This is a genomic window from Corallococcus exiguus (assembly GCF_009909105.1).
GTDB lineage: Bacteria > Myxococcota > Myxococcia > Myxococcales > Myxococcaceae > Corallococcus > Corallococcus exiguus.
In genome coordinates, this window is sequence record NZ_JAAAPK010000009.1 from 198579 (window position 1) to 222944 (window position 24366).

General features: G+C 69.5%; 21 protein-coding genes. 11 read left to right on the top strand and 10 right to left on the bottom strand.

The window, feature by feature from the left end:
• The first annotated feature begins 8 nt into the window (after positions 1-8).
• Complete coding sequence (locus GTZ93_RS29610; RefSeq protein WP_139918188.1) at positions 9-929, top strand: hypothetical protein; 921 nt, start codon at positions 9-11, stop codon at positions 927-929.
• On the opposite strand, the gene GTZ93_RS29615 is transcribed toward GTZ93_RS29610, so the two are convergent.
• From GTZ93_RS29615 to GTZ93_RS29625, 3 genes are read right to left on the bottom strand one after another with little or no spacing between them, the layout of a single operon-like run.
• Positions 854-1837, bottom strand: a complete 984-nt coding sequence (locus GTZ93_RS29615) for an HTTM domain-containing protein (protein ID WP_139918187.1) — start codon at positions 1835-1837, stop codon at positions 854-856. The two genes, GTZ93_RS29610 and GTZ93_RS29615, sit on opposite strands and share 76 nt — an antisense overlap.
• Entirely contained in the window at positions 1834-2382 is a 549-nt protein-coding gene (locus GTZ93_RS29620; RefSeq protein WP_139918185.1) for a hypothetical protein, read from the bottom strand. The genes GTZ93_RS29615 and GTZ93_RS29620 overlap by 4 nt, the downstream gene beginning before the upstream one ends.
• A 2-nt stretch (positions 2383-2384) precedes the next feature.
• Positions 2385-2852, bottom strand: coding sequence for a hypothetical protein (locus GTZ93_RS29625; RefSeq protein WP_120578310.1), 468 nt, complete (start codon positions 2850-2852; stop codon positions 2385-2387).
• A gap of 155 nt (positions 2853-3007) precedes the next feature.
• Between GTZ93_RS29625 and GTZ93_RS29630 the strand changes: the two genes are divergently transcribed.
• On the top strand, positions 3008-3496 hold the full coding sequence (locus GTZ93_RS29630) for an Mpo1 family 2-hydroxy fatty acid dioxygenase (protein WP_139918183.1): 489 nt from the start codon (positions 3008-3010) through the stop codon (positions 3494-3496).
• Positions 3497-3500: 4 nt separating this feature from the next.
• Positions 3501-4616, top strand: coding sequence for a hypothetical protein (locus GTZ93_RS29635; protein ID WP_139918181.1), 1116 nt, complete (start codon positions 3501-3503; stop codon positions 4614-4616).
• On the opposite strand, the gene GTZ93_RS29640 is transcribed toward GTZ93_RS29635, so the two are convergent.
• Positions 4591-6684, bottom strand: coding sequence for a WD40 repeat domain-containing protein (locus tag GTZ93_RS29640; RefSeq protein WP_139918179.1), 2094 nt, complete (start codon positions 6682-6684; stop codon positions 4591-4593). The two genes, GTZ93_RS29635 and GTZ93_RS29640, sit on opposite strands and share 26 nt — an antisense overlap.
• A gap of 90 nt (positions 6685-6774) precedes the next feature.
• Between GTZ93_RS29640 and GTZ93_RS29645 the strand changes: the two genes are divergently transcribed.
• Together GTZ93_RS29645 and GTZ93_RS29650 are read left to right on the top strand one after the other, a co-directional pair.
• Positions 6775-7242, top strand: coding sequence for a transcription elongation factor (locus tag GTZ93_RS29645; RefSeq protein ID WP_139918177.1), 468 nt, complete (start codon positions 6775-6777; stop codon positions 7240-7242).
• A gap of 56 nt (positions 7243-7298) precedes the next feature.
• Positions 7299-7637 carry a DUF3175 domain-containing protein gene (locus tag GTZ93_RS29650; protein WP_219629071.1) on the top strand — a complete coding sequence of 113 codons (339 nt, stop codon included), beginning with the start codon at positions 7299-7301 and terminating at the stop codon, positions 7635-7637.
• A gap of 11 nt (positions 7638-7648) precedes the next feature.
• Here GTZ93_RS29650 and GTZ93_RS29655 read toward each other — a convergent pair whose 3' ends face one another.
• On the bottom strand, positions 7649-8992 hold the full coding sequence (locus GTZ93_RS29655) for an erythromycin esterase family protein (RefSeq protein ID WP_139918174.1): 1344 nt from the start codon (positions 8990-8992) through the stop codon (positions 7649-7651).
• Positions 8993-9149: 157 nt separating this feature from the next.
• Here GTZ93_RS29655 and GTZ93_RS29660 point away from each other — a divergent pair, with 157 nt between their 5' ends.
• The 4 genes from GTZ93_RS29660 to GTZ93_RS29675 all read left to right on the top strand — a co-directional run bounded on the left by GTZ93_RS29660 (position 9150) and on the right by GTZ93_RS29675 (position 12828).
• Entirely contained in the window at positions 9150-9875 is a 726-nt protein-coding gene (locus tag GTZ93_RS29660) for a hypothetical protein (protein ID WP_161663149.1), read from the top strand.
• A gap of 28 nt (positions 9876-9903) precedes the next feature.
• Entirely contained in the window at positions 9904-10842 is a 939-nt protein-coding gene (locus tag GTZ93_RS29665) for an ATP-grasp domain-containing protein (protein WP_126932766.1), read from the top strand.
• A 73-nt stretch (positions 10843-10915) separates the two neighbouring features.
• Positions 10916-11545 (top strand): 2OG-Fe(II) oxygenase, encoded by a 630-nt coding sequence (locus GTZ93_RS29670; RefSeq protein WP_257979155.1) that lies wholly within the window; start codon positions 10916-10918, stop codon positions 11543-11545.
• A 107-nt stretch (positions 11546-11652) separates the two neighbouring features.
• Entirely contained in the window at positions 11653-12828 is a 1176-nt protein-coding gene (locus GTZ93_RS29675) for a serine hydrolase domain-containing protein (protein ID WP_257979154.1), read from the top strand.
• Positions 12829-12839: 11 nt separating this feature from the next.
• Here GTZ93_RS29675 and GTZ93_RS29680 read toward each other — a convergent pair whose 3' ends face one another.
• From GTZ93_RS29680 to GTZ93_RS29690, 3 genes are all read right to left on the bottom strand, one after another.
• Positions 12840-13427 carry an SRPBCC family protein gene (locus tag GTZ93_RS29680; protein WP_161663150.1) on the bottom strand — a complete coding sequence of 196 codons (588 nt, stop codon included), beginning with the start codon at positions 13425-13427 and terminating at the stop codon, positions 12840-12842.
• A gap of 138 nt (positions 13428-13565) precedes the next feature.
• Positions 13566-14792, bottom strand: a complete 1227-nt coding sequence (locus GTZ93_RS29685) for an acetamidase/formamidase family protein (RefSeq protein WP_257979153.1) — start codon at positions 14790-14792, stop codon at positions 13566-13568.
• 693 nt (positions 14793-15485) lie between these two features.
• Positions 15486-18557: an aminotransferase class I/II-fold pyridoxal phosphate-dependent enzyme gene (locus tag GTZ93_RS29690; protein ID WP_139918163.1), complete on the bottom strand. Its 3072-nt coding sequence runs from the start codon at positions 18555-18557 to the stop codon at positions 15486-15488.
• A gap of 179 nt (positions 18558-18736) precedes the next feature.
• On the opposite strand from GTZ93_RS29690, the gene GTZ93_RS29695 reads away from it, so the two are divergent.
• A complete protein-coding gene (locus GTZ93_RS29695; protein ID WP_139918161.1) occupies positions 18737-22534 on the top strand; it encodes a carbohydrate binding domain-containing protein in 3798 nt (1265 codons plus the stop codon).
• A 69-nt stretch (positions 22535-22603) separates the two neighbouring features.
• On the opposite strand, the gene GTZ93_RS29700 is transcribed toward GTZ93_RS29695, so the two are convergent.
• Entirely contained in the window at positions 22604-22999 is a 396-nt protein-coding gene (locus GTZ93_RS29700; protein ID WP_139918159.1) for a winged helix-turn-helix transcriptional regulator, read from the bottom strand.
• 85 nt (positions 23000-23084) lie between these two features.
• Here GTZ93_RS29700 and GTZ93_RS29705 point away from each other — a divergent pair, with 85 nt between their 5' ends.
• On the top strand, positions 23085-23825 hold the full coding sequence (locus GTZ93_RS29705; protein ID WP_120578324.1) for an SDR family NAD(P)-dependent oxidoreductase: 741 nt from the start codon (positions 23085-23087) through the stop codon (positions 23823-23825).
• A gap of 88 nt (positions 23826-23913) precedes the next feature.
• On the opposite strand, the gene GTZ93_RS29710 is transcribed toward GTZ93_RS29705, so the two are convergent.
• Entirely contained in the window at positions 23914-24366 is a 453-nt protein-coding gene (locus GTZ93_RS29710; protein WP_139918157.1) for an RrF2 family transcriptional regulator, read from the bottom strand.

The window sequence follows — 24366 nt, forward strand, 5'->3', positions numbered from 1 at the left end:
GCGACACCATGACCCTGCCGCGTTACGACTACGTTTCGCAGCTCGCCATCGTCGGCAACGCGCGGTTGCGGGGACGCGACCTGCGGGCGCAGGTGATTGACGATCCTGGAGGCGCGGCCCTCGTGCGGGGGCCCGACACCTTCGAGGGCTTCGCGCTGCCGGACGGGGGCTTCGAGCCGTCCTTCTACGCCTGGTTGGACGGGATGAAGGCGCGGGGGCTCGTCGCGCTGCGGGTGCTCACGGACAGCGACCCCGAGGATTGGATCCTCACCACGCCCCCTCCTCCCCTGCCCCGGTTGCCGGACTTCGTCCTCGTCTTCGGGGACCGGGAGACCGGGTACGCGTACCGCTACGAGAGCGGCCCCATGGGCACGAGGGAGTTCTTCGTGCCGGTGGACATCCCCCGGCGGGTGGCCGTTCCGACCGTGGACGCGGCGGAGCGCGAGCTGCTGGAGGCGACCCGCGGCTACGTGCGGTTCCTGGAGGGCAAGGTCCGGCACGATGATTCAACCGCTGTCTTCTACGAGAAGATGGGGCGCGAAGTCCTGGAGCAGCTCACGGCCACCGAGCCGCGCTTCCAGGAACTGCTCGCCGAGCGGCGCAAGGCGCAACTGCATCAGCTGCGCAAGGACTACAAGCCCCGGTCCGGCTACACGAAGGCGATGCGCCCGGGCATTCTGGAGCAGGCGGACCGGGTCCAGCGGATGTCGGACTTCGCGCGCGTCATGGAAGAGGCGGGGCTGTCCTGGCGGACTCAGCGGCTGGCGCTGGTTTCGAAAGGGCTCTACCCGCTCAACATGCGCCACGAGCGCACGTCGGAGGACACGCTTCCGGACTACGTGCACCACCCCGGCTACATCGAGGTGGGCTCGCGGTTGGCGAAGGCCGCGTGTGAGGGAAGCAACGCGGCGCTGAACGCCTCCGCTTGATCCGCCGCATCGTTCTCCACGGGGGCCTCCGAAGTCCGCCACGCCAGGGCGAAGGCGGCCAGGTTGAAGGCCATCATCGTCAGGGAGAAGAGCCACAGCCGCAGGCACACGGCGATGCCCGCGTGCAACAGCAGCGTGGCCACCAGCCAGTGCCGCCGCAGCCGGGGGACCCAGATCATCCCGGCGTAGCCCACCTCGATGAGCAGCGTGCCCCAGCAGGCAAGCTTCGCCAGCAGCGGGTACGCCGCGAGCCAGGAGAAGTCGAACATCTGGAACTGTGGCTGCATCAGCGCGCGCCAGATGGCTTCGCCGTTCCACCACTGGACGCCCTGCGCCTTGGCCAGGCCGGTGTCCAGGTAGATGAAGCACAGGTGGACCTGGAGCGTGCGCAGCGCCACGCGGGCCGCGGACGACGGGCCGGTGGAGACGCGGCCGGCTCGCGCATCCAGGGACCAGCGCCCCGCGGACGGCATGAACACCAGGTAGAAGAAGAGCACGTGGAGGATGGTGTCCACGCCGTAGAGCGACAGGTATGCGTTCGCGGACGTCAGGCCATGCGTGAACCAGGCGAGCACCGCGAAGGCGCGCGTGCGGTAGCCCGCGAGCAGGCCCACTAGCCCCACCGCGTAGAGGACGAACACGGCGTACATCGTGGCCATCGTGCTGATGCCCAGTGGCGCCAGGAGCCGCCCCAGCCACCCCAGGCTGGGCGCCCAGTCGCCCGCGCCCACATCGGTGATGACCCACTGGACGAGGCCGAAGTTGCCGTACAGCTCCGGCAGGTGCGGCCAGAGGATGGCGAGCTGCGTGAGGGAGATGGCCGCGACGGCGATGCGCAGGAAGGCCAGTCCGTCGGAGGAAGCGGGCTCCAACCAGAAGCGCCGCACGTGGGTCTGGAGACGGTTCATGGCGAGACCTCGGACTTCGGAGCGTCAAGGCGGCCGAAGGTCCCGGTGTAGTGGATGGCCCATTCCGGCCGCTTCCCGGCGGCCCAGGCCTCCATGGAAGGAAGCTGGTAGGACTGGGTGACGACGGTGACCTGGGAGGCCTCCGGATGGATGCCCAGCATCACCGCCGCCCAGGACTGCGCCAGCACGTCCTGCGTCTTGCGGTTGGCGCGCAGACCGGAGGCGACGATGCAGCGGTAGCGGCGCGCCACCTCCACCTCGTCGGAGGTCAGGGGTTCGAACAGCGAGCTTCCGTCGCGCTGTTCGACGAAGAAGCCGGTCCGCGAGTCGCTGGCCACCGCGGGAGCGAAGAAGCGGTAGTCGCTGATGACGCCGGACAGGCTCTGGTAGGTCCGGACGCCTCGGTCGAACGCGCCGTCCGAGTCCGCATGGGCCAGGCGCGTCCAGAGGAAGGCGCCCACCGCGGCCAGATGCACTACGGCGACGCACGCCCAGAGGGCCGCCTGGCGTTCATCCCCCTCGGGCCGCGATGGGACGGTTCTCATGGCTACCTGAGGAACTGGTAGGAGGCGGGGGTGACGTCCGCGAGGACGGCGTCGATGGCCAGGGCCACGCGCCTCGACTTCTCGCCCGAGGCCATCCCGGCCTCGGTGTTCGGATCCATCACCAGGCCCATGATGTTCGACTGCTCATCGAGGGCGACGTGCTGGACGCTCGCCATGCGCCGCACATAGGCGAGGGGCAGCGTGCCGTAGAGGCGCGACCCGTTGACCCCGCCCCGGGGCGAGAACGTGGGCAGCCGGATGTAGAACGTGTCCGTCGGCACCTGACGGATCTGCGCGACGATGGCGTCCACGTCCGCCTGCGTGAAGTCATGGGTCGGCGTACGCGCGGACACGGACGCGAAGCTGATGGCGCTGGTGAGCGCCACGCCCACCGTGGCGACGGCGGCGACCTTGAAGCCGGCGTGACGGAACGCGCGGCGCACGATGTCTTGCGACAGGAGTTGTTTCATCGGGGAGGTACCTTCGGGGTGTGGGCAGCAGCGGAAACGCGGCTGCTCCACAGGTACGTCCCGGTGAAACATTATTCTCCGCCCCGGGGTGCGCGGCGACCGCGCCCCTCCACGGGTGAGGCAACCAGGGCGAGGATGGCCTACGGTGGGGATCCATGAGCTTCGCCGACAAAATGCGCGTCTGGATGCCCCTGCACGAGAACGGCGTCAGCCGCGCCGTGCACTTCGTGGGAGCCTATCTCTTCACGTTCGCCCTGCTGGTGCCGTTGTGCTGGGTGCGCATCCCCGGCGCGCCCGTCACCGCCGCGCACCTGCTGGTGGCCGCGGTCACCGTGTACGCCATGACGCTGGAGTGGACCGCCGGCCTGCTGATGGCCCTGCCGCTGGTGCCCACGCTGCTCGCCGCGGAAGCGGTGGCGGGGCTTCCCACGGGAACGGCCGCGGGCATCGCGGTGGGCGTGATGGTGTTCCGCTTCGCGATGGTGGTGGGCGCGCACGTCGTCTTCGAGAAGAAGACCCACGGCCTGTCCCTGGGCGGTCCGCAGCTGTTCTTCATCGAGCCCGTGTACCTGCTCACCCTGGTGCTCTTCTCGCTGGGCCTCAAGCAGGACCTGCGCGCGCGCGTGGCGGCCTCCAGCACCTGACGTCATGGAAGGCCCCGGCATCCTCGTCCGGCATCCCGCCGCGCGGTGGGGACTGCTCACGCTGCTGTCGCTCCTCGTGCTCTCCGCCGTTCCCCTGTCCGGGGTGACGTCGCGGGGGACGCTGAAGGAGGGCTACACGGACCACGTGCGCCATCCGTACGTGGTCTGGGTGGGACTGCATCGCGGGCTCCAGGCGCTCTACACCGCGCCGCTGGGTGAGCTTCGCGAGGGCGTCCCCTACCGCCAAGCCATCGACCAGTGGCTGGAGGTGCCGTACGTCTATCCGCCCGGCGCGCTGGTGCTCTTCCTGCCCCTGGCGCTCGTGGGCGAGTGGGTGCCCATGTCACCCCAGGCCTTCGGGCAGGTGTGCCTGCTGTACCTGCTGGCCTTCGCGCATGTGGCGCTCTACGCGGCGCTGCGGCTGCTGGATGGGCTTCCGGCGGGTGGACGCTGGGCGGTGGGGCTCCTCTGCTGGCTGGTGCTGATGCGGCTGGCGCTCTATGGCCAGTACGACGGCGCGTGGCTCGTGTGCGGGGTGCTGGCGTTGGCGGCGCTCGCGAAGGACCGGCCGGTGGTCGCGTTGCGCTGGCTGGCGCTCGCGGCGCTGTTGCACTACCGGGCGCTCGTCCTCGTCGCCGTGGGTGTGGTGGCGCTGTGGCGCGTGGTGCATGGGCGGCCGGTGCGTCAGTGGCCGTGGGGCACGCTGCTCGGGGTGACGGCGGCGGGGGTCCTCTGCGTGCGCACGTTCCTGTGGATGGCGCCGCTGGCCGCGCAAACGGATGCGGCGACGCCTTCCATCCTGGGCGAGCCCGGCACGGTGGCCCTGGTGATGGGCTTGAGCGCGGTGGTGCTGGCGCTCTCCTGGCGCGGGGCGGACGGGCTGGTGACCGCGTCGGTGGGGCTGGGCGTGTTGCTCGCGGTCATCGACACGCGCCACTGGTGGCATGCGTCCGCGCTGCTGCTGGTGCCTTTGTGCGTGGGCGTGCTGCGCGTGCCTCGCTGGCCCACGGCGGTGCGGCTGGGGCTCGTCGTCTGGGCGGGGGTGCTGGAGATGGCCGTGTGGTACGGCAATCCCCTCTGGTTGTTCCGCGACCTCAATCGCTTCCTGCGGCTGGTGTGAGGCGGAACCGCGCCTCGTCCCAGACGAGCCCGTAGCGGCGCAGGAGTTCGTCGAGGCCTGCTCCCGCCGGGGATGGATGGACGATGGAGTCGAACCGGTTCAGTTGGAGCGTCCGGTCGGAGGCCGCGGAGACGAGGAGCGCGCCGTCCGGTGAGAAGGCCAGGGCCGCCACGAAGCCCTGCTGACCCGTGAACGTCCCCAGCTGTTCGCCGGAGTGCAGCCCCCAGACCTTCACCCCTGCCTCCACGCCCGACGAAGCCAGGAAGCGGCCATCCGGTGACACGGCCAGGGCGAGCACGCCCACGGTCTTCGCGTCCATCGTCTTCAACAGCCGGCCCTCCGTCACGTCCCAGACGCGGAGGGGCTGACGCATTCCCGCCGTCACCAGGTGGGGTTCGGACGGAGTGAAGACCACGGCGCGCACGGGCTCGCCCATGTCGAGCCGCAAGAGGGGCTGACGCCGCTCCACATCCCAGGTCCGCACCGTCTTGTCCGCACTGCCTGACGCGAGCCTTCGCCCCGTGCTGTCGAAGGCCAGCGCCCACACCTTGCCGGTGTGTCCCTGGAGCAGTCCCACGGGCCTGCTGTCGGACACGGACCAGAGTTGGATGTCTGGATCGCCCGCCACCGCGAGGAGCGCCCCATCCGGGCTGAAGGCCACCGCGCGCACGGAGCCGTTCGCCGCTGGCAACTCCAGCAGCATCCGCCCCGAACGCGCGTCCAGCACGAGCACCCTCCCCTTCAGCGTTCCCACCGCGATGCGCTCGCGGTCCGGGCTCACCGCCAGGGACACCGCGGACTCCGCTCCTCCCACTTCCGGATGGAGTTCCCTTCCCTCCGCGATGCGCCACCGCCGCCAGCCATCCTCACCGCCTGTCATCAACTCGCGGTCCTGGGAGAACGCGAGCGCCTCCACCCAGACACCGGGTCCACGAAGCAGCACCTGCGCGGGGACCTCCGGCCTGCGCCACACGCCGAGGACACCGTCCATCCCGCCCGAAGCAAACGTGCGCCCGTCCGGTGACAAGGCCACGCTCATCACGGCGGCGTGATGTGCATCCATCCGCTCCAGCAGCGCGCCCCCATGGCCGTCGAGAAGCTGCACGCGTCCGTCCCATCCGCCCTGGACCAGGAGCTGGAATCCGCCGTCGATTGCGGCGACGGAGACGTCGCCGGAGTTGCGAAACACGTCGGTGAGCCGCCCCGAGCGGGCGTCCCAGAAGCGCACGGCCCGGTCGCCCGCCGCGGTCATGATGCGCTGTCCGTCCGAGGAGAACGCGCCCGCCTCCACCTTCTCCCCGTGACCCACGAGGCGGAGGACCTCCTTGCGCGACTCCAGGTCCCAGACCCGCGCGCTCCGGTCCGCGCTCGTGGACAGCAGCCGCCTGCCATCCGGCGAGAAGGCGACGGCGATGACGTTGTCGTCGTGCTCGAAGCGCAGCTGTTCGGCGCCTGTCTCGAAGTCCCAGACGCGGACAGCCTTGTCCAGACCACCGGAGGCCAGCCGCCTGCCGTCGGGCGAGAACGCCAGCCCGAGCACGACGTCGGTGTGGCCGGGAATCACCGCGCGCGGCCGGCCCTGGCGCCAATCCCAGACCCGGAGCTCGCCGGGCCTTCCCGCGGAAGCCAGCCAGCGGCCGTCCGGCGAGAAGGCGACGGCGTGGACCTCGGCCGTGTGGCCCTTGAACTCCGCCAGCAACTCGCCGCGCTCCACGTCCCAGAGCCGGACGACGGAGTCGTAATGCCCGGACGCCAGCACGCGGCCGTCCGGCGTGAACGCCAGGGCGAGCACCGAACCCTGGATGCGCTTCGACCAGCGCAGCGTGGAGCCGCGGTCCACCGCCTGGCCCTGCCCCCATTGCGCGGCGAGCGAATCCCGCGAGGCCCGAGCGAGCGCGAACGACGCCGCCGCCACGCTCCACTGCCGGGACTCGGTGGCGGCTTCGCCCCGGGCCTCGTGGATGCGGGCGCGCAGGTCCCGCGCGTTCGCATCGTCCGGGGCGCCGCCACCGGAGGAGCGGTGCGCCGAACAGGAAGCAAGCAACAGCGCGAGGCACCACCACCTCATGGGGCTCCCTCCGGATACGGGACACGGCTTGCCTGGGCGCGGAGCGTCCGCACCTTTGGGCCAGGACCGTAACCCGAATGGGAGGAAGCCATGCCCGACAAGGCGACCGTTGAACGAGCGAAGAAGGACCTGCGCGAAGGCAAGAGCGCCAGCACCGCGGCGGGTGAGTTCGTGCATGAGGAACTGGAGCACATCCGCGAAGGTGCGCACGGCGCACGCTCTTCGAAGCAAGCCATCGCGATTGGCCTGTCGAAGGCGCGACGCGAGGGCGTACCGCTGAAACCACCCACGAAGGAGCAGGCCTCCGTGCGCACACGGCGTTCGGCGAAGCAGGACCTGGAAGTGGGTCAGCAGGAGCGCAAGCCTCGGGCACCGTCGAAGAAACGGAGCAAGGCCACGCAGGGCGCGCTCAAGCGGGAGGGCCGTCAGGCGGCGTCCAAGCAGGCCCTGTCCGCCCAGGCGAAGAGCGCCTCACGCAAGCGCACGACCACCGCCCGCAAGGCGTCCGCTCGCAAGGCGGCGGCCACCCGCAAGGCGACCAGCCGGGCCCGGGGGTAGACACGATGCCCGGTACGACAAAGAAGCCACATGGCCCTGCCCCTTCCCGCAGGCGCATGGCAACCGCCTCTCGCGGCACGGCGAAGCAGTCCACCGCGAAGCGACCCGCGGCGAAGCGGCGCTACTGGTCCCGCGAGGTGACGGAGCACAGCGATGCGATGACGCTGGAGGAACAGGTCTTCAAGCGCTCACCGAAGGAGATCGCCCGCTCGGTGAAACGCTCCGCCGAGCAGAGCCACCGGCGCAAGGCGTCGCCATTCCAGTCGGCCATGTCGATGCTTTCGTTCTACGGCAACCGCGCGGGCCGGAACCTCCCTGCATCCCGCAGGCGGGCCATCCAGGAGGCCAAGGAGGAGCTGCGCAAGTTGTATCACCGCCCCTCCAAGGCCCCCTGAGCCCGTGGCGGCTACAGGCCCGTCGGATAGGTCTCCGGCGCTTCACCGCGCTCCCATCCGGCGGTGCGCTCCAGCGGTTCGAGCGCACGCGTCTCATCGATGTGAAGCATCGCGTCGAACTGCTCCGGCAACCGCGTGTGGAAGTAGTGGCTCCTGCGCTCCGTTTCGGGACGGTAGATGACGCCGATGGCCCGTTGCAGGCGCCGCTCGCGGAGTGCTCCGGCGGCCTCTCCCAGTTCGCGGAGGTCCAGCAGGAAGCCAGGCAGGCCGACCTGATGGAAGAGGGACTCGCAGCTGCCCGCAAGCCCGTGGCGGACCTGCTTGCGCTCGGCGGTCCCACTCCAGTTGGTGGCCGCGGTGACGGTGCCCCGGTACGTGCTGAAGCCGATGAGCCTCGTCACTCGCGGGTGCCGCTGGCGCGTCAGCTGTCCCAGGTTCACCTCGCCCGCCTCCCCCATCTCCGTCGCGCGCGCATCACCGACGTGCGAGTTGTGGGCCCAGACCACGACGCGCGCGGCCCCCAGCCGCCGCTTCAGGAAGCCCATCAGCGAATCCAGCGTGTCCGCCATGTGCGTGTCGCGCAGGTTCCAGGACGAGATGCGCCCATGGAACATGGACCGGTAGTACTCCTCCGCGTTCTGGACGACCCGGGCGTTCTGCTCCGCTTCGAACTGCGCGTCCTCCGCGATGAACCCGTCCCGGCGCAGCAGGGCCTCGCGCTCCCGTTGCAGCTCGCGGAGCTGGTCGACGACCTGCCGCTCGCAATCCGGAGACAGGCCCAGCGACGTCGCGTGGCCGTAGTCCTTCGGGTCCTCGCCGAAATGTTCGAAGCACGCGTAGCGGTGCCGGGCGCGCTTCGCGGCCTCCGGATCCGCCCGGTCCAGGTACTTCAGCACCGCGCCCATGGAGGCGTGGAGGCTGTAGAGGTCCAGCCCGTAGAACCCGACCTTCTCCCGCGCGGAGTGGCGGTCGTTGTGCGTCCGCAGCCAGCCCGCGAAGTCCAGCACGTCCGCGTTGCGCCACATCCACGCGGGGAACCGTTGGAAGTCGGAGAGCGACTCCACCGCGTCCACGTCGTGGCCCATGGCCCGCACGTACCGGTTGATACGGTACGCATCCGGCCAGTCCGCCTCCACCGCGACGGCGTTGAAGCCCTTCTCCTCGATGAGCCTCCGCGTCAGGAGCGCGCGCAGCCGGTAGAACTCGTGCGTGCCGTGGGTGGCTTCGCCAATCAGCACGCACGTCGCGTTCCCCACCAGGTCCATCAGGGGCCCGAAGTCCTCCCGCGTCCCCTGGAGCGGCCTCACGGACTCCGCGAGCGCTCGCACCAGCAGTCCGTCGTCTCGGTGCGCCATGGTGTCTCCTCCCCTTGTCTTCAAGGGTTGGGACGCACACGCCCCGAAGGAAGACGGCGGGCGGTCAGGCAGCCTCCTGCCCTACCGGGACTCTCATCCTCAGAGAATCAAGCAACTCCAGCATGGGCATGCCGATAACCTTTTCAAAGGAATCTTTATGACCCAGATCAAATCCCCCACGGGCTTCGTCTCGTCGCTGCAGACCGCCCTGAAGACCGCCAGCACGGATGGCAAGGCAGTGGGCGCCCCGGCCCTCAAGAAGGCGCTCCAGGGCACTGACGCGACCCAGCTGAGCCCCCAGCAGAAGCACCAGGTTCGCGACGTCTTCGAGAAGGTCAAGTTGACCCCGAAGGCCCGTGAGCTCGCGGATCAGTTCGTGGGCGACGGCGTCGGCCTCAAGCCGCCGAAGGACAGCGGCGTGTTGAAGGTCATGATGGACGACCCCACCCGCGGCTCGAAGCTGCCGGACTTCGCTCCGCCGGATGGCGGCCGGGTGAAGGTCCGCATGGATGATCCGACCGGTGGCTTGAAGCTGCCGGACTTCACTCCGCCGGATGGCGGCCGGGTGAAGGTCATGATGGACGACCCCACGCGTGGCTCGAAGCTCCCGGACTTCACTCCGCCGGATGGCGGCCGGGTGAAGGTCATGATGGACGACCCCACGCGTGGCTCGAAGCTCCCGGACTTCACTCCGCCGGATGGCGGCCGGGTGAAGGTCATGATGGACGACCCCACGCGTGGCTCGAAGCTCCCGGACTTCACTCCGCCGGATGGCGGCCGGGTGAAGGTCATGATGGACGACCCCACGCGTGGCTCGAAGCTCCCGGACCTCAAGCCGCTGGATGGCGGCATCCTGAAGGTCAAGATGGACAGCCCGGTCTGAACGACGGGCAGGCGAAGTCACGGACCCCATGACGTCTCGTAAGAAGGTCGTGGTCATCGGCTCGCGCTCGGATGACGCCACCCGCTTCGTCGCGGAAGCGGTGGAGCGGCGTCGTGCGCGAGCCATCGTCCTGGAAACAGACCGGGTCCCGGACTCCGCCGCGTTGAGCTGGCAGGACGGAGACGTGCACTGGGACGGTGAATGTCTCAGTGACCTGCGCTCGTTCTACCTCAAGCTCGTGCGCCTCTCGCTCCCGGTCCCCGAGGCCGAGGCCCTGTCCGAGCGCAACTTCCCGCGCTGGCAGGAGCAGTACCTGGCGGAGCGGGAGCGCCAGTCGTTTCTCCACTCCGTGCTGCGTTCGCTCCACCGGCGCGGCGGCTCGTTCGTCAACCCGCTGGAGGCGGTGGAGCTGCATTACCTGAAGCTGCAACAGCTGGCCCTGCTGCGCCGCCACCGCATTCCCGTCCCCAGCACCCTGGCCACCGCCTCACCGGACGCGGTGCGCGAGTTCGTCGCGCGCCACGGGGCCGTCATCTACAAGCCCCTGAGCGGCGGCGCGCTGGTGCGCAAGGTGGAGGAGGCGGACCTCACCGAGGCGCGGCTCCAACTGCTCGCCAACTGTCCGGTGCTGTTCCAGGAGCAGATCCAGGGCGACGAGTTCCGCGCCTACGTGCTCGACGGCGAGCCCGTGTCCGCCTTCCACATCCCCACCGACGGCGTGGTGGACGCGAGGCAGAACCTGCACCGGGTGAAGCCCGCCCGCCTGCCGAAGGAGGCCTGGGCGGTGTGTCTCAAGGGCGCCAAAGCGCTGGGCATGGTCTTCACGGCGGTGGACCTGCGGCGCACGCCCGACGGCGCCTTCGTGGCGCTTGAATTCAACCCCACTCCCGCCATCTCCTTCTTCGATGATCCGCGCGACGGCAAAGTCATCACCCGGCTCGCCAGCTACCTCGTCTCCAAGGCCTGAGCGCCCGAGCGGGTTCTTCATCACGGACTACGCCGAAAGCATCTTCGGCCCCGTCCCGTCCCCGAAGCCGAAGGTGTTCCCGGCGTCCGCGACCGCGTGGACGCGCCTGGCCTCCGTATCCGAAGCCCTGCACGCCACGCTCCGCCAGGAGTTCATCGAAGGCGGACGGGTGCCGCACCTCTGCCTCCGGGACGCCCTCCTCCCCGAGCGCGCCGAGGCCCTGCACCAGGCCCTGCGCGACGCGTGCTTCGTGCGCCACCACCACGGGCCCTATCCGCTGCACATCGCGCCATTGAAGCAACAGGTGCCCTCCGCCCTGACGGACTTCTGCGCGTGGCTTCAGAGCGCGGACGGCGCGGCCTTCCACGCCGCTCTGGTGGGCTGGCCCGAGCCGCTGGAGACGCGGCAGGTGCAGGTGTCGCGCATGGAGGTGGGCGAGTTCTTTCCGGAGCACCGGGACACGGACGAGGAAGGGCTCGCCGTCGTCTACAACTTCACGCGCCCGTGGGAGGACCGCTTCGGCGGCGTCCTCGCCTTCCGGCATCCCGAAGTGGACGCGGACATGATGCGCGTCCCACCGCTCTTCAACTCGGTGTTCATCTTCCGCGCGAGGGGTGCCCCTCACCGCGTGACCGAATGGACGTCCGAGGCCCGGGGCCACCAGCGCTATTCCGTCACCGCCTTCATCCTCGCGAAGCGCTGAAGCGCCCGCCTGTCCCCACGCATCTGGGCTCGCGGCTGGCGTCGAGGGTCTAGACTCAAGGCATGCACCCACGCTCCGCCGCGCTTTCCCCGACACGGCTCGCCGACATGACGTCCGCCCTGCGCGGCCACGTCGAACGCGGTGAGCTCCCCGGCGTCGTCGCGCTCGTCGCTCGCGGAGACACCGTGCACGTCGACGTGCTGGGCACACAGGGCCTCGTGCCTTCCGGTCCGCCCATGCGGCGGGACAGCCTCTTCCGGCTCGCGTCCATGGCCAAGCCCATCACGGCGGTGGCCACGCTGATGCTCGTGGAGGACGGGAAGCTCCCGCTCGACGGCGCCGTCGACCCGTGGCTGCCGGAGCTGGCGGACCGCCGCGTCCTGCGCACTCCCGGCGGCCCGCTCGACGACACCGTTCCCGCGAAGCGCGCCATCACCGTGCGGGACCTGCTCACGCTGCGTTGGGGCCTGGGCGCGGTGATGGCGCGGCCCGGCACGCATCCCATCCAGCGGGCAATGAGCGAAGCCCGGGTGTCGCCCGGCTTCCAGGCGCTCACGGATCCGCCCGACGAATTCATGCGTCGGCTGGGCACGCTGCCGCTCATGCATCAACCGGGCGAGCGGTGGAGCTATCACACCGGCTACGAGGTCCTGGGCGTGCTGGTCGCGCGGGCCTCGGGCATGCGCTTCGACGACTTCCTGCGCGAGCGGCTCTTCGTGCCGCTGGGCATGAAGGACACGGCGTTCACCGTGCCCGCGGAGAAGCTCGACCGGCTCACGACGGCCTACGCGCGCGACGACACCACGGGAAGGCTGGAGGCGTGGGACACACCGGCGGACAGCTTCTGGTCACGACCGCCCGCGTTTCCCTCGGGAGGAGGCCAGGGAGGGCTGGTGTCCACGGCCGATGACCTGCTCGCCTTCTGCCGGATGCTGCTGGGCGGAGGCCAGTCCGGGCACACCCGCCTGCTGTCCTCCGCGAGCGTCCAGGAGATGCTGACGGATCAGATTCCGGAGGAGCAGAAGGCCGCCTCGCCCTTCTTCCCCGGCTTCTGGGATGCGTCCGGGTGGGGCTTCGGCGGCGCCGTGTGCACGAAGCCGGATGGCGTCTCGCCCACCGCGGGACGCTACGGCTGGGGCGGCGGTTACGGCCCGATGTTCTTCATCGATCCCCGGCAGGACCTGACGGCCATCCTCCTGATGCAGCGACGGGCGCAGGGCCCCGACGACGAGGCCCTGGCCATGGAGTTCTCCAAGGGCGCCTACCGGGCGCTGGCGGACTGAGGCTCGACGCTTCAGAGCGCCGGGGCGGGCGTCGCCGCGTCGGACTGGGCGCTCGCGCTGGGAGCCGGGGTGACGCCACGCGCGACGGTGTCCATGTTCGAGAGGCCCCGCTCGAACTCCTTGCCGAGCATCGTGTCCATGTTCACGACGAGCGACATCGCCTTGCCCATCAGGGTGTTCTTGCCCTCCATCGCCCAGCTCACGCGGGTGCCGCCGTTCTCCGGCGTGAGCGTGAAGGTGGCCTGGTTGGTGGCTTCGAACGGCTTGAAGAACTCCAGCTTGAGGACGACGCGCTCGCCGGGCTGGCTCTCCACGATGGTCATGCGGCCATCCCCGTTCTCGCCGCCGGCATAGGCGAAGCTGGCGCCCGGCCCTTCGTTGGGTCCGTCGAAGGTCTTGGTCACGCCGGGCGCCGGCTCGGAGCGGAACGGGTTCCACGTGTCGAACCGGTGCAGGTCGTTGATCAGCGAGAAGACGGTGGCCGGGGGCGCGCCCACGAGCGCGTTGCGCTCGATGCGGAAGTGGTCCGGGCGGGTGGCGACGAAGGCGCCCAGCGCGACGACGAGGACGAGGACGGCGATTGCGATCTTGCTGGCCATGGGAGGCTCCCGGTTCGATGGAAGAAGTGCTCCCGGGTGACCGGGAGGGTTCATCTCCACGTCGAACGAGGGGCCGCGGAATCGACACGGCATTTCCGCCCCATTTTCCGGGGCCTTGGACGCACCCGGGAATACAGCTCACTTCGCCGGGGGACGGAGGGCCTGGAGCCGCGCCTTGTCCAGCTTCGCGGCGACGCCCACGCTGCGTCCGGCGAGGTTCGCGACGACGTACTGCACGGAGCTGCCCAGCACCTGCGCGCTCTCCGACAGGGTGAGCCCGTAGTCCTGCTCCAGCCACTGCGCCATTCCCTGCGTCGCGGAGCGCAGGGCGTCGTCCAGTGAACCGCCCTGCCCCAGCGCCATCAGGTGGGTGGGGGACTCGACGCGAGGCGTGGAGGGAGGCGGCTTGCCGTGCAGGACCTCCACGGTGAACTCGACGTCCATGGAGGTCTCCAGCGCGTACTGCGACGTCTCGCCGTCGCCCTGCGCGGCGTGCGCGTCGCCCAGGTACAGGAGCGCTCCGGGCTGCGCGACGGGCAGGTAGACGGTGTTGCCCTCCACGATCTCGTTGAAGTCCATGTTGCCGCCGTAGCGGCCCGTGTCGCCGGTGGACAGGGGCGCGGAGCCGAAACCGGGCGCCACTGCCAGGCCGCCCAGCATGGGCCGCAGCGGCACGGTGAAGGCCTTCAGGCGGTCCGTCGGGTTCTCCGGCGTCGCGACACCGCGCTCGGGGTCGAGCTTCCAGCGAACGGGCTTGCCCAGCTCCGTCGCCTTCGCGGCGAGGCCCGGCGTGAGGGCGCGGCCCACGATGCCATCCAGGCTGTCCGCGAACGTGCGGTTCAACGTGAGGCGGCGGATGCGGATGGCCAGCGTGTCACCCGGGTTCGCGGTGGCGATGAAGAAGGGGCCCGTCTGCGGGTTGCCGAAGAGCGCACGGGTGACGCCTTTGGCGTCCATGCCGCCAGAGTCGAGCGTCGAGGTGCGCACCGTGTCGCCCGGCCAGACGGTCAGCACCGGCGCACGGTGCGCGGTGAACTCGTTGGACCACGAGGTGGGCGTGAAGTCATGCACGCGAGGAGCACCCGCGGGGCGCGAGGGAAGCAACCGGGCCGTGAAGGCATGGGACGCCCGCGCCTTCGGGTTGTTGCTGTCCGGGTAGTCCGCGGTGCCGCGCAGCGATACACCACTCACCTTGCCGTCGAAGACATAGGTCTGCTGGCGCGAGTCCGTGACGACGAAGTGGACGGCGTTGCCCGTGCGCTCCCCCTTCAGCGCATCCCCATCAAGCTCACCGGAGAGGCGCTTCCCGTCGCGCTCCAGTGTGAGGAACTGGTAGGCGGGGTTGCCCCACAGGTCGGTCGTCACGAGCCAGGACTCAGAGGCCGCGAGCGCACCAACAGGCAGACAGCAGAGGAGGACGGCGAGGGAGCGGAGCATGGGCCGGCGCAGTGTAGAGGAACGCTCCCGGGTCCGCGTCACCTCAGCCAGTGGCCGCGGGCCCGCAGCCCCCAGTCTGCGGCCATGAGCCTCATCCAGAGGGTTGAGAACGTGAGAACCCTCCGGAGCCCCCCGCCGACGGTGCACAGCCAAAACCTGTCCGACTGTCGGACAAGTTTGAACAAACACGGCCATGAGGCGCCCGCCACGCCCAGGCGGCGGAAACCTGTCCGACTGTCGGACAAGTCTGGGCCGGTGCGGCCGGGAGGCGGCCGCTTCGTCCAGGCGGCGGAAACCTGTCCGACTGTCGGACAAGTCTGGGCCGGTGCGGCCGGGAGGCGGCCGCTTCGTCCGGGTCACGGAGCCTGTCGGACTGTCGGACACGTTTGGAACTGCGCGGCCCGAAGGGTCCCGCTTTGCCCGACCGGCGCGGACCTGTCGGACTATCGGACGGACCTGGAGCTGGGCCACGGGAGCCTGTCGGACTGTCGGACTGGTTTGGAACTACTCGGCCGGGAGCGCCCGCCTCGCCTCGGCGGCGGAAACGTGTCCGACTGTCGGACAGGTTTGGATCGCTCCGCCCCGGCCGACAGGGTCATCATTTGACGCCGCGCCGCGCCGTCAGCGCAGCCGCTGGCCGAAGGTCCGCAGGCGGTCGCGGGCCTTCAACAACTTCTCCCGGGGAATGGAGAACACCGCGCGCACGCGCTCCGGGTCGCCGCACCACGCGCCGCCGTTGAGCACCACGTGCGTGTGCTCGTAGACGATGCGCGGCAGGTTCTCTGGCGTGAGCTTCACCCCATCCACCGAACGTCCCAGCCAGGCCGTCATCGGCGGCGCGAGGAACAAGCCCCCCGCCTCCGTGGCCTCCGCGCGGCCGTCGTCGGGCAGCGCCTCCGCCACCAGCGCGCGCTTCTCCGCGAGCTCACGCCGCATCCGCGCCAGGTAGTTTCTCAGCGCCTTGTGCCGCGCGGCGTAGAGCAACTGTCCATCCGGTCCTCGCGCATGGGCCGCGTACAGGTACGCCGCCGCGCGCGCGGTGGGCGTGTGCAGCACACCTGGAGCGCTGTCGCGCAGCGCCGCCACCAGCGCCCGGTCCTTCGTGGCCACCCAGCCCACCCGCAGGCCTCCAGCCGCGAACTCCTTGGACAGACCGCCCAGCAGCACCGTCCGCGCGCCGATGCCGGGCACCGCGCCCTCCAGCGTCACCGGGCTGTGCACCGTCTCCGCCGTGGGGTTGGTGAGGTTCACCAGGCCGAAGATTTCATCCGAGATCCAGAGGCAGCGCTGCTCCACCACGAACGTCGCCAGCGCCATCAACTCCTCGTGCGACAGGTAGTGCCCCGTGGGGTTCGCCGGCTGCGACAGCACCACCGCGTCCGGCATCGTCCCCCGCGCGTGGCGTGACAGCAGCGTGCCCAGCGGGCCTGACTCCACCTCGCACCCCGCCGCGAGGAACGTGGGCGCGAGTACGCCGTAACAAGGCGTCACCAGGAACACTCGCGGCATCCGCCCCAGCCGCTGGCGCAGCGCCACGCCCAGGTGGTGCATGAGCGGCCAGACGCCGGGCGCCACCACGACGTCCTCGGGGACATAGCGGGCCCCTCGCGTCTCCAACAGGAAGGCCGCCACGGCCTCCGCCAGCCCCGTCTGCGCTCCGTCCGCGCGCGGCGCGACGCCCGCCGCGATGAGCCCCTCCACCAGCGGCAGCGGCATCGGGCCCTCGTTCTCGCCGTAGTCCAGACGCACGAGCTCCGGGTCGTCCTCGCGGAAGAACTTCGGCGCGAACGCGGGCAGCTCCGACAGCTTCGCGATGCGCTGTGAGCGCGGCAGCGGCACCTCCGGCACCCGGTGCGGCGAGGGCGGTTCCGGCTCCGCGAAGGCCATGCGGAAGGCGAGCAACTCCGAGAACGTGCGCTCGTAGAACCACTCCGCCAGCACGCTGATGCGCGAGTACGTCACCTCCGCCGCCACCTCCAGGTCCGCGCGCAGCGACTCCGGCACGGGGAGCAGCAGCGTCAGCTCCAGATCCGGCCACACCGCGTTCTTGATGAGCCCGTACAGGATGACCAGGTTGGGCGCGTGCTGCGTCCGCGCGAGGAACTCGAAGAGGGTGCGCGGCTCCACGTCCCCGGTGATGTTGAAGAAGGCGCTCTCGTCCAGCACCACCCAGATGCCCCGCCGCGCGGCCTCCGCCACGATGTCGCGCAGCACCGCCAGGTTGGTGCGCTCGCCCGGCTCCACCGTCAGCAGCACGGCCTTCACGTCGAAGGCGCTCAGCAGGCGGCGGATCTCCCCCAGCGTGTTGTGCGTCACGGTGGCGCGCACGCCAGCCTTGTCCAGGGCGCGCGCGTAGAGCGGGTGCAGGCTGCGCGACACCAGCACCGTGTCCCCGGGGTCGCACGTGGCGAGCAGGAAGGAATAGACGGCCTGCTCGCGCTCCGGCGCGACGAACACCGAATCCTCCGACAGCCTCAAGCCGAAGTGGCGGTCCAGGTAGCGGGCCACCAGCCTGCGGAAGGACGCGTCGCCGGCCTCGTGCGCGTAGGGCAGGAAGGGCGCCTGGGACAGCCGCTCCGCGAGCGCCGTGACGAAGCCCAGCTGCTCCGCGGACGCCGCCCCCAGGTCCAGTTCCTCCTGGAGCGCCGCGATGCCCAGCGAGCGCAGCGCGGCGCGCAGGGCCAGCGTCTCCCGGGGCTGCGACAGGTGGGCCTCCCACACCGCCACCTCGTGCCAGATGGGGTGGCCTGACTGCAGCCAGCCCAGCGCCGTCGCCGCGCGCAGGGGCTCCGGGCTGTGGGCCTCCATGAAGAACTCGAACTCCCGCCCGGTGCGCTGCTCCAGCGACACCAGCGGGCGGATGTCCGTGTCCGCCGCCTGCATCACCCGCCGGGCCACGCGCATGCGAGTGGTGAAGCCTCGCCGGGTGAACATCCGCGCGATGATGGCGCGGCCCGGACGCCCCGCGAGGTTCAGGAGCAGCCGCCCCCCCGGCAGCAGCCGCTCCGGCGCCTCGTTGAGCAGACGCGCGATGAGCCCCAGGCCGAAGTGGTCCTCGTAGACGTTCTGCAACGAGGTGTAGTTGGACAAATCCAACAGCGCCTGCTCATCCGCCTGCGCCAGCTCCGCGGGCAGCTCGTCACTGCGCAGCACCTGCGGGATGCACCCGACGATGAAGTCCCACTCCGGCTTCTGGGGCAGGCCGAGCAGCAGGTCGCTCTCGCCAAAGGACAGCCGCGACACCAGCGCTTCGTCGCCGTTGAGCCACGCGTTGCACAACCCCACCGCCGGGGCCTGCGGGTTCAGGTCCAGCCCCCGGATGCGCGCGAGCCCCGTGAACTTCGCCAGCGCGATGCAGATCCACCCGGAACCCGAGCCCACCTCCACCAGCCGCTTGCCGGCGTACTCGTCCAGAGGGACCTTCAAGAGCCCCTCCAGGAACGTGAACGCCCACGCCTCGGGCGCGAAGATGGACGGCGGAATCAACAGCTCCAGCCGCTCCTGGGACGCGCCCACCGCCACCACCACCGACGCCAGCCGCAGCGGCGCGCCCTCTGGCTGGTCGCGCGACAGCTCCGCCAGCTCGCGCAGCTCCGCCAGCGCCCGCGCACGCTCCTCCGGCCGGGCCAGCGCCTCCGAAAGCGTACGCAATTGGACAAAGGCTTCACGGGCTGACGCGGGATAGGTGGCCATGGCGCGCCCGACTGTCCGAGGCCGCTTCTCCTCTGTCAACGACAGCCTTTCCACGAAAGACTGACGCGATGCAGTATCGATTTACAGGTTGTCATTCCCAGTTTACATGGGAAATCTTGAGTCAAACGCCAGTAAGCAGCGCCCACCGGACGGCCCCTCTCGTCCGGTGAGGACGCCCCATGAAAAGACAGCCGCAACTGGCCTTGCTCGCGGTGTTCGCCGTCATCCTGTTACACGCGCAGCAGGCGCAGGCTCAAATCGCCGCCGCGCACGTGTATCACAATCACATGCCCAACTTCTGGGCGTACTACGACCTGACCCAATACAACGCGACGCCGGTGGGCGGCCCCATCCGCTACGCGTATGACGGACAGGTCATCCAGATAAAGCAGTCACCTCCGGCCAACTACACCTATTTCCTGCCGTCGGGCGCGCCCATGCCGCACGACGACCTGGTGACGTATTACTCGCACCACGCGAAGGTGGGCGCGTATCAATACTGGCCGCCAGACGTGGCCGCGGACATGAAGGCCAATGCCTCCACGGGACAGGTTCACGTCACCATGTCTGGCGCGGTGGTGAACAACGTCAACGACCTGGTCACCCGCCGCAACGTGTCCGGCTACGACAACGCCAACTGGGGCGCCACCTGGAGGGACCGCTACGCCAACCTGCGCACGCCCGCGGGCAACCGCTCGTTGGACCTCATCCACTTCACGGGCCACCACTCCATGGGGCCGCTGGTGGGGCCGGACTACTTCCTCAAGGACCTCATCTACCAGAGCGCCACGCTGTCCCAGTCGTACTTCCTGGGCAGCGGCTTCACGGCCTCCAAGGGCTTCTTCCCCACGGAGCTGGGCTTCAGCGAGCGGCTCATCCCCACGCTGGCGAAGTTGGGTGTGAAGTGGTCCGTCATCGGTGACAACCACTTCTCCCGCACGCTGAAGGACTACCCGTTCCTCAACGACCCGGGCTCCGACACGCTGGTGTCGCCGCCCAACCGCGCGGACCTCCAGAACACCAGCACCGTGGGCGCCTGGGTGAGCGAGGGCATGGCGCACGAGCAGCAGGTCATCCGCAACAAGTACCCCTTCGCCTCCACGCCGCACTGGGTGCGCTACGTGGATCCGGCGACGGGCGCCGAGTCGCGCGTCGTGGGCATCCCCGTCAACCAGAACGGCTCCTGGCTGGAGGGCTGGGAGGGACAGGCCACCGTGGACGTGGTGGGCCTGCGCAACTTCGAGGGCCTGGTGACCCAGAAGCAGTTCTTCGTGCTCGCGCATGACGGCGACAACTCCGGCGGGCGCGCGGGGTCGCTCGACACGTGGCTCAACGGCCGCTCCGTCACCTGCAGCGGTGGCGTGCAGTGCCTGGGCATCGACGAGTACCTGGTCAACAACACGCCCGTCTCCACGGACGTGGTGCACGTGCAGGACGGCTCGTGGGTGGACACGCGCGACTCTTCATCCGACCCGCAGTGGCACCACTGGCGGCTGCCGTTCGGCATCTGGAAGGGGCAGTTCCCGGCCTTCAACTCGGCCACTGGTCTCAACCTGGCACCCAAGACGAACCTGAGCGGCGTGCAGGAGGGGATGACGGTGTCGCTGGAGCACGGCTGGCACTACCTGGAGCGCAACTTCGCGCTGCTCCAGGCCGCGATGAACTACGCGAAGACGGCCGAGCAGGTCTGGCTGGACGCGCACCCCAACCATTGGAAGCCCACCACGGCGCTGGATTCGCAAATCACGCACGCGGGCAACCAGCTCAACCCGTGGATGCTGTCCTTCCCGGTGAAGGGCGACGCGGCGAATGACTGGGCGGGCGGCGCGAACCCCGCGGAGCTGGCCTGGTACTTCCTCCTGCCGGCCATGGACTCCGGCTTCGGCTACTACGACGAGAACGTGGACGACAACGTGAAGCCCACGCTGTCCTTCAACCAGTCGCTCTACTTCTCCAAGCCGTACGTGCAGGACCGGCTGGCGCAGGACCGTACGGGCCCGGACGTCTGGTGGGTGCAGCGCTGGCCGTACAACCCCGGCAGCCCCAACACGGACAAGTCCGAAGGGTGGACGCTGCACCACTTCGACAACAACTTCGCGCTGTACACCTACGCCTTCGACGTGAGCGGCATCGCCAGCATCAAGGCGCGAGTGCGCGTGCACACGGCGAAGAGCATCGACCCAATGGACAACACGCCTCGCGTCTACAACCCGGCGGCGCTGAAGGCCGCGGGCGTGCCTGGCATCGACCCATCGCGCGTGGGCGCCTGGGTGGACCATCCACTCCAGCGCCGCGAGCTGCGGCCGGTGATGAACGGCGTGGCGTGGCAGCCGGCGCACCTGCCGGTGATGCAGAAGGTGGCCGCGCAGGAGATTGGCGACCTCTACTACGTCTATCTGGGCGCCTACCGCGACCAGGTGCTCGACTACTACATCGAGGCCACCGACTCGCGCGGCAACGTCACGCGCAGCGAGATCCAATCCGTCTACGTGGGCGCGGGGAAGTACCGGCAGGAGGGCGGCAAGTACATCGAGGACGTCAACGGCCCGGTGACGGGCACCTATCCGTTCCTTCGCGTGGACACGACGGCGCCGTCCGTTCCCACGGGGCTCGCGGCGACGCGCACGGACCGCTCCGTGACACTGACGTGGACGGCCTCCACGGACAACGTCGGCGTGACGGGCTACCAGGTGTTCCGCAATGGCACGCAGGTGGGCTCGCCTTCCACGACGAGCTACACGGACAGTGGGCTCACGGCGGGCACGGCGTACAGCTACACCGTGCGAGCGCGGGACGCGGCGGGCAACACCTCCGCGGCGAGCAGCGCGCTCTCCGTCACCACCCTGCCCCCGGACACCACGGCGCCGTCAGCGCCCTCGGGGCTCTCCGCTTCGGGTGTCACCAGCTCGTCGGTGGTGCTGAGCTGGACGGCCGCCACGGACAACTATGGCGTGAGTGACTACCTCGTGTTCCGCAATGGCACACAGGTGGCCGCGCCCACGGCGACGACGTACACGGACACGGGGCTGTCCTCGAGCACGACGTACAGCTTCACCGTGAAGGCTCGCGACGCCGCGGGGAACACCTCCGTGGCCAGCGCGGCGCTCTCCGTCACCACCGGCCTGGGGTACACGACGACGGTCTATTACAAGAAGGGCTTCGCCACGCCGTACCTCCACTATCGCCCGGTGGGTGGCACGTGGACGACTGCGCCGGGCGTGCTGATGCCTGATGCCGAAGTGATGGGCTACGCGAAGTACACGGTGAACCTGGGCTCCGTGCAGCAGTTGGAGGCTGTCTTCAACAACGGCAGCGGGACGTGGGACAACAACAACGGCGGCAACTACCTGTTCCCCACGGGCACCTCCACGTTCAACGCGGGCGTCATCACTGCGGGCGCGCCGGTGAGCGACACCACGGCGCCGTCGGTGCCCACGGGGCTGACGTCACCGTCGAAGTCCGCGACGACGGTGTCGCTGAGCTGGACCGCGTCCACGGACAACGTCGGCGTGACGGGCTACCTGGTATTCCGCAATGGCACGCAGGTGGGGACGCCCACGTCCACGAGCTACACGGACAGCGGGCTGTCCTCCAACACGGCCTACAGCTACACGGTGCGGGCGCGCGACGCGGCGGACAACACGTCCGCGCAGTCCTCCGCGCTCTCCGTCACCACGTCCACCAGCGGGGCCACGGTCACGTTCAACGTCACGGCGAGCACGGTGATGGGACAGAACGTGTACGTGGTGGGCAACGTCGCCGCGCTGGGGAGCTGGGCCCCGGCCAATGCCATCCTGCTGTCCCCGGCCAACTACCCCACATGGAGCGCGGCCGTCGGGCTGCCGGGCTCCACGGCGATTGAGTACAAGTTCATCAAGAAGGACGCCGCCAACAACGTCACCTGGGAGAGCGGCGCCAACCGCACCCTGACGACGCCGGCCACGGGCACCTCGACCGTGAACGATACGTGGCGCTGAGCCATTGAAGCGGACTCGCGGCGGGCCTGGAGACCGGGCCCGCCGTGAGGTATCGCGGAGGGCCCCGGCTCAGTCTGAACGGCGAGCGCTGGCCACCGCCTCGCGGTCGTAGGCTTCCTGGTGCTTCTGGATCGCGTCGATGTGCGCGAGGGTCCAATCGTACAGTGCCGCGAACGGCTCCTGGAGCGACCTGCCCAGCGGGGTGAGCGCGTACTCGACGCCCGGCGGAGAGCCGCCGAGGACGCGGCGGCTGACCATCCCGTTGCGTTCGAGCTTTCGCAGCGTCTGCGTCAGCACGCGCTGGGTGACTCCCTCAAGCTGTCGCTTGAGGGCGTTGAACCGCCTCGGCCCGGGCACGAGCACGGCAAGGACCATCATCGACCACTTGTCGCCTATCTGATCGAGGATCGGGCGGGTGGGGCAGTCGGACCGGTAGATGGGATCGTCTTCAGTATCGCTCGGCATACCTGGGATGCTCCAGGTACGCTCTTGCCCCCTGGTATGCAACGGATACCTTCAATGAGCCACTCTTGAAGGAGATGAAATCGACATGACGCGCTTCAAAGACAAAGTCGTGGTCGTCACCGGGGGAAGTGACGGCATCGGGCTCGCGACCGCCAAGGCCTTCGCCGCGGAGGGGGCCAGGGTCTACATCACCGGGCGCAGACAGGAGAGGCTCGACGAGGCGGTCCACGAAATCGGTGGCGCCACCGTTGGCATCCAAGGGGACGTCGGCAATCTCTCCGACCTCGACCGGCTCTACGAGCGCGTCAAACGCGACCACGGCAGGGTCGATGTCGTTTTCGCCAATGCGGGAATCTCCGAAACCGTGGCGCTCGGTGCGATCGACGAGGAGCACTTCGATCGCGTGTTCGGCGCGAACGTGAAGGGCATGGTCTTCAGCGTGCAGAAGGCGCTGCCCCTCATGACCCACGGAGGGACGGTCATCCTCGCCGGATCGGCCAGCGGCAGCAAAGGCTTCCCCGGTCTGTCGGTCTACAACGCGACCAAGGCCGCGATTCGCGCGCTCGCGCGTACCTGGACGACCGACCTGAAGAGCCAAGGCATCCGCGTCAACGTGGTTTCACCGGGGGTGATTGAGACGCCCGCGATGCAGACGTATCTCCAGAACAACGCGGGGATGGAGGACGTGCTGAAACAGATGACGCCGCTCGGGCGGCTCGGCCAGGCGGAGGACGTCGCGAACGCGGTGCTGTTCCTGGCGTCGAACGAGAGCAGCTTCGTCGCGGGCGTCGAGCTCTTCGTGGATGGGGGTGTCATGGCGGTGTGACACGGATTGGCGGATGCCCGTGGGTGGCCCCCCGGGCTGCTGCTGACCGTCCCCTGCTCCAACAGGCGTGAGGTGAGCCCGGGCGCGCCTACCCCTGTGGCGCGGCCGGCGTCAGCAGCAGGTCGGACAGGCCCGGCCTGGAGCGCCGCAGCAGGTCCTCCAGCGAGTACTTGTCCAACGTGGCGAGGAACGCGTCGCGCGCCTCCGCCAGCACGCCCTTGAGGCCGCACGCGGGCGCGATGGGGCACGTGTTGCGCTCCTTGTCGAAGCACTCCACCAGGTGGAAGTCCGGCTCGGCCGCGCGCACCACCTTGCCCAGCCGGATGTCTTTCGGGGCCTTCGCCAGCAGCACGCCGCCGGCCCGCCCGGGCTTCACCTCCACGTGTCCCTCCTGCGCCAGCGTCTGCACCACGCGCACCAGGTGGTGCTTGGAGATGCCGTAGGCGTCGGCGATCTCCTGCGTGGACGACGGCCGCCCGGGACGTGCCGCCAGGTACATGAGGACGCGCAGCGAGTAGTCGGCGTGAAGGGTCAGGTGCAA

Bases quoted from the DNA above. Each gene is read 5' to 3' on its own strand.
- GTZ93_RS29640 (WP_139918179.1), bottom strand. From the start codon at position 6,684: ATGAGGTGGTGGTGCCTCGCGCTGTTGCTTGCTTCCTGTTCGGCGCAC.
- GTZ93_RS29610 (WP_139918188.1), top strand. From the start codon at position 9: ATGACCCTGCCGCGTTACGACTACGTTTCGCAGCTCGCCATCGTCGGC.
- GTZ93_RS29645 (WP_139918177.1), top strand. From the start codon at position 6,775: ATGCCCGACAAGGCGACCGTTGAACGAGCGAAGAAGGACCTGCGCGAA.
- GTZ93_RS29620 (WP_139918185.1), bottom strand. From the start codon at position 2,382: ATGAGAACCGTCCCATCGCGGCCCGAGGGGGATGAACGCCAGGCGGCC.
- GTZ93_RS29635 (WP_139918181.1), top strand. From the start codon at position 3,501: ATGGAAGGCCCCGGCATCCTCGTCCGGCATCCCGCCGCGCGGTGGGGA.
- GTZ93_RS29650 (WP_219629071.1), top strand. From the start codon at position 7,299: ATGGCAACCGCCTCTCGCGGCACGGCGAAGCAGTCCACCGCGAAGCGA.
- GTZ93_RS29660 (WP_161663149.1), top strand. From the start codon at position 9,150: ATGACCCAGATCAAATCCCCCACGGGCTTCGTCTCGTCGCTGCAGACC.
- GTZ93_RS29700 (WP_139918159.1), bottom strand. From the start codon at position 22,999: ATGCCGAGCGATACTGAAGACGATCCCATCTACCGGTCCGACTGCCCC.
- GTZ93_RS29690 (WP_139918163.1), bottom strand. From the start codon at position 18,557: ATGGCCACCTATCCCGCGTCAGCCCGTGAAGCCTTTGTCCAATTGCGT.
- GTZ93_RS29680 (WP_161663150.1), bottom strand. From the start codon at position 13,427: ATGGCCAGCAAGATCGCAATCGCCGTCCTCGTCCTCGTCGTCGCGCTG.
- GTZ93_RS29615 (WP_139918187.1), bottom strand. From the start codon at position 1,837: ATGAACCGTCTCCAGACCCACGTGCGGCGCTTCTGGTTGGAGCCCGCT.
- GTZ93_RS29625 (WP_120578310.1), bottom strand. From the start codon at position 2,852: ATGAAACAACTCCTGTCGCAAGACATCGTGCGCCGCGCGTTCCGTCAC.
- GTZ93_RS29655 (WP_139918174.1), bottom strand. From the start codon at position 8,992: ATGGCGCACCGAGACGACGGACTGCTGGTGCGAGCGCTCGCGGAGTCC.
- GTZ93_RS29695 (WP_139918161.1), top strand. From the start codon at position 18,737: ATGAAAAGACAGCCGCAACTGGCCTTGCTCGCGGTGTTCGCCGTCATC.
- GTZ93_RS29665 (WP_126932766.1), top strand. From the start codon at position 9,904: ATGACGTCTCGTAAGAAGGTCGTGGTCATCGGCTCGCGCTCGGATGAC.
- GTZ93_RS29630 (WP_139918183.1), top strand. From the start codon at position 3,008: ATGAGCTTCGCCGACAAAATGCGCGTCTGGATGCCCCTGCACGAGAAC.
- GTZ93_RS29705 (WP_120578324.1), top strand. From the start codon at position 23,085: ATGACGCGCTTCAAAGACAAAGTCGTGGTCGTCACCGGGGGAAGTGAC.
- GTZ93_RS29675 (WP_257979154.1), top strand. From the start codon at position 11,653: ATGACGTCCGCCCTGCGCGGCCACGTCGAACGCGGTGAGCTCCCCGGC.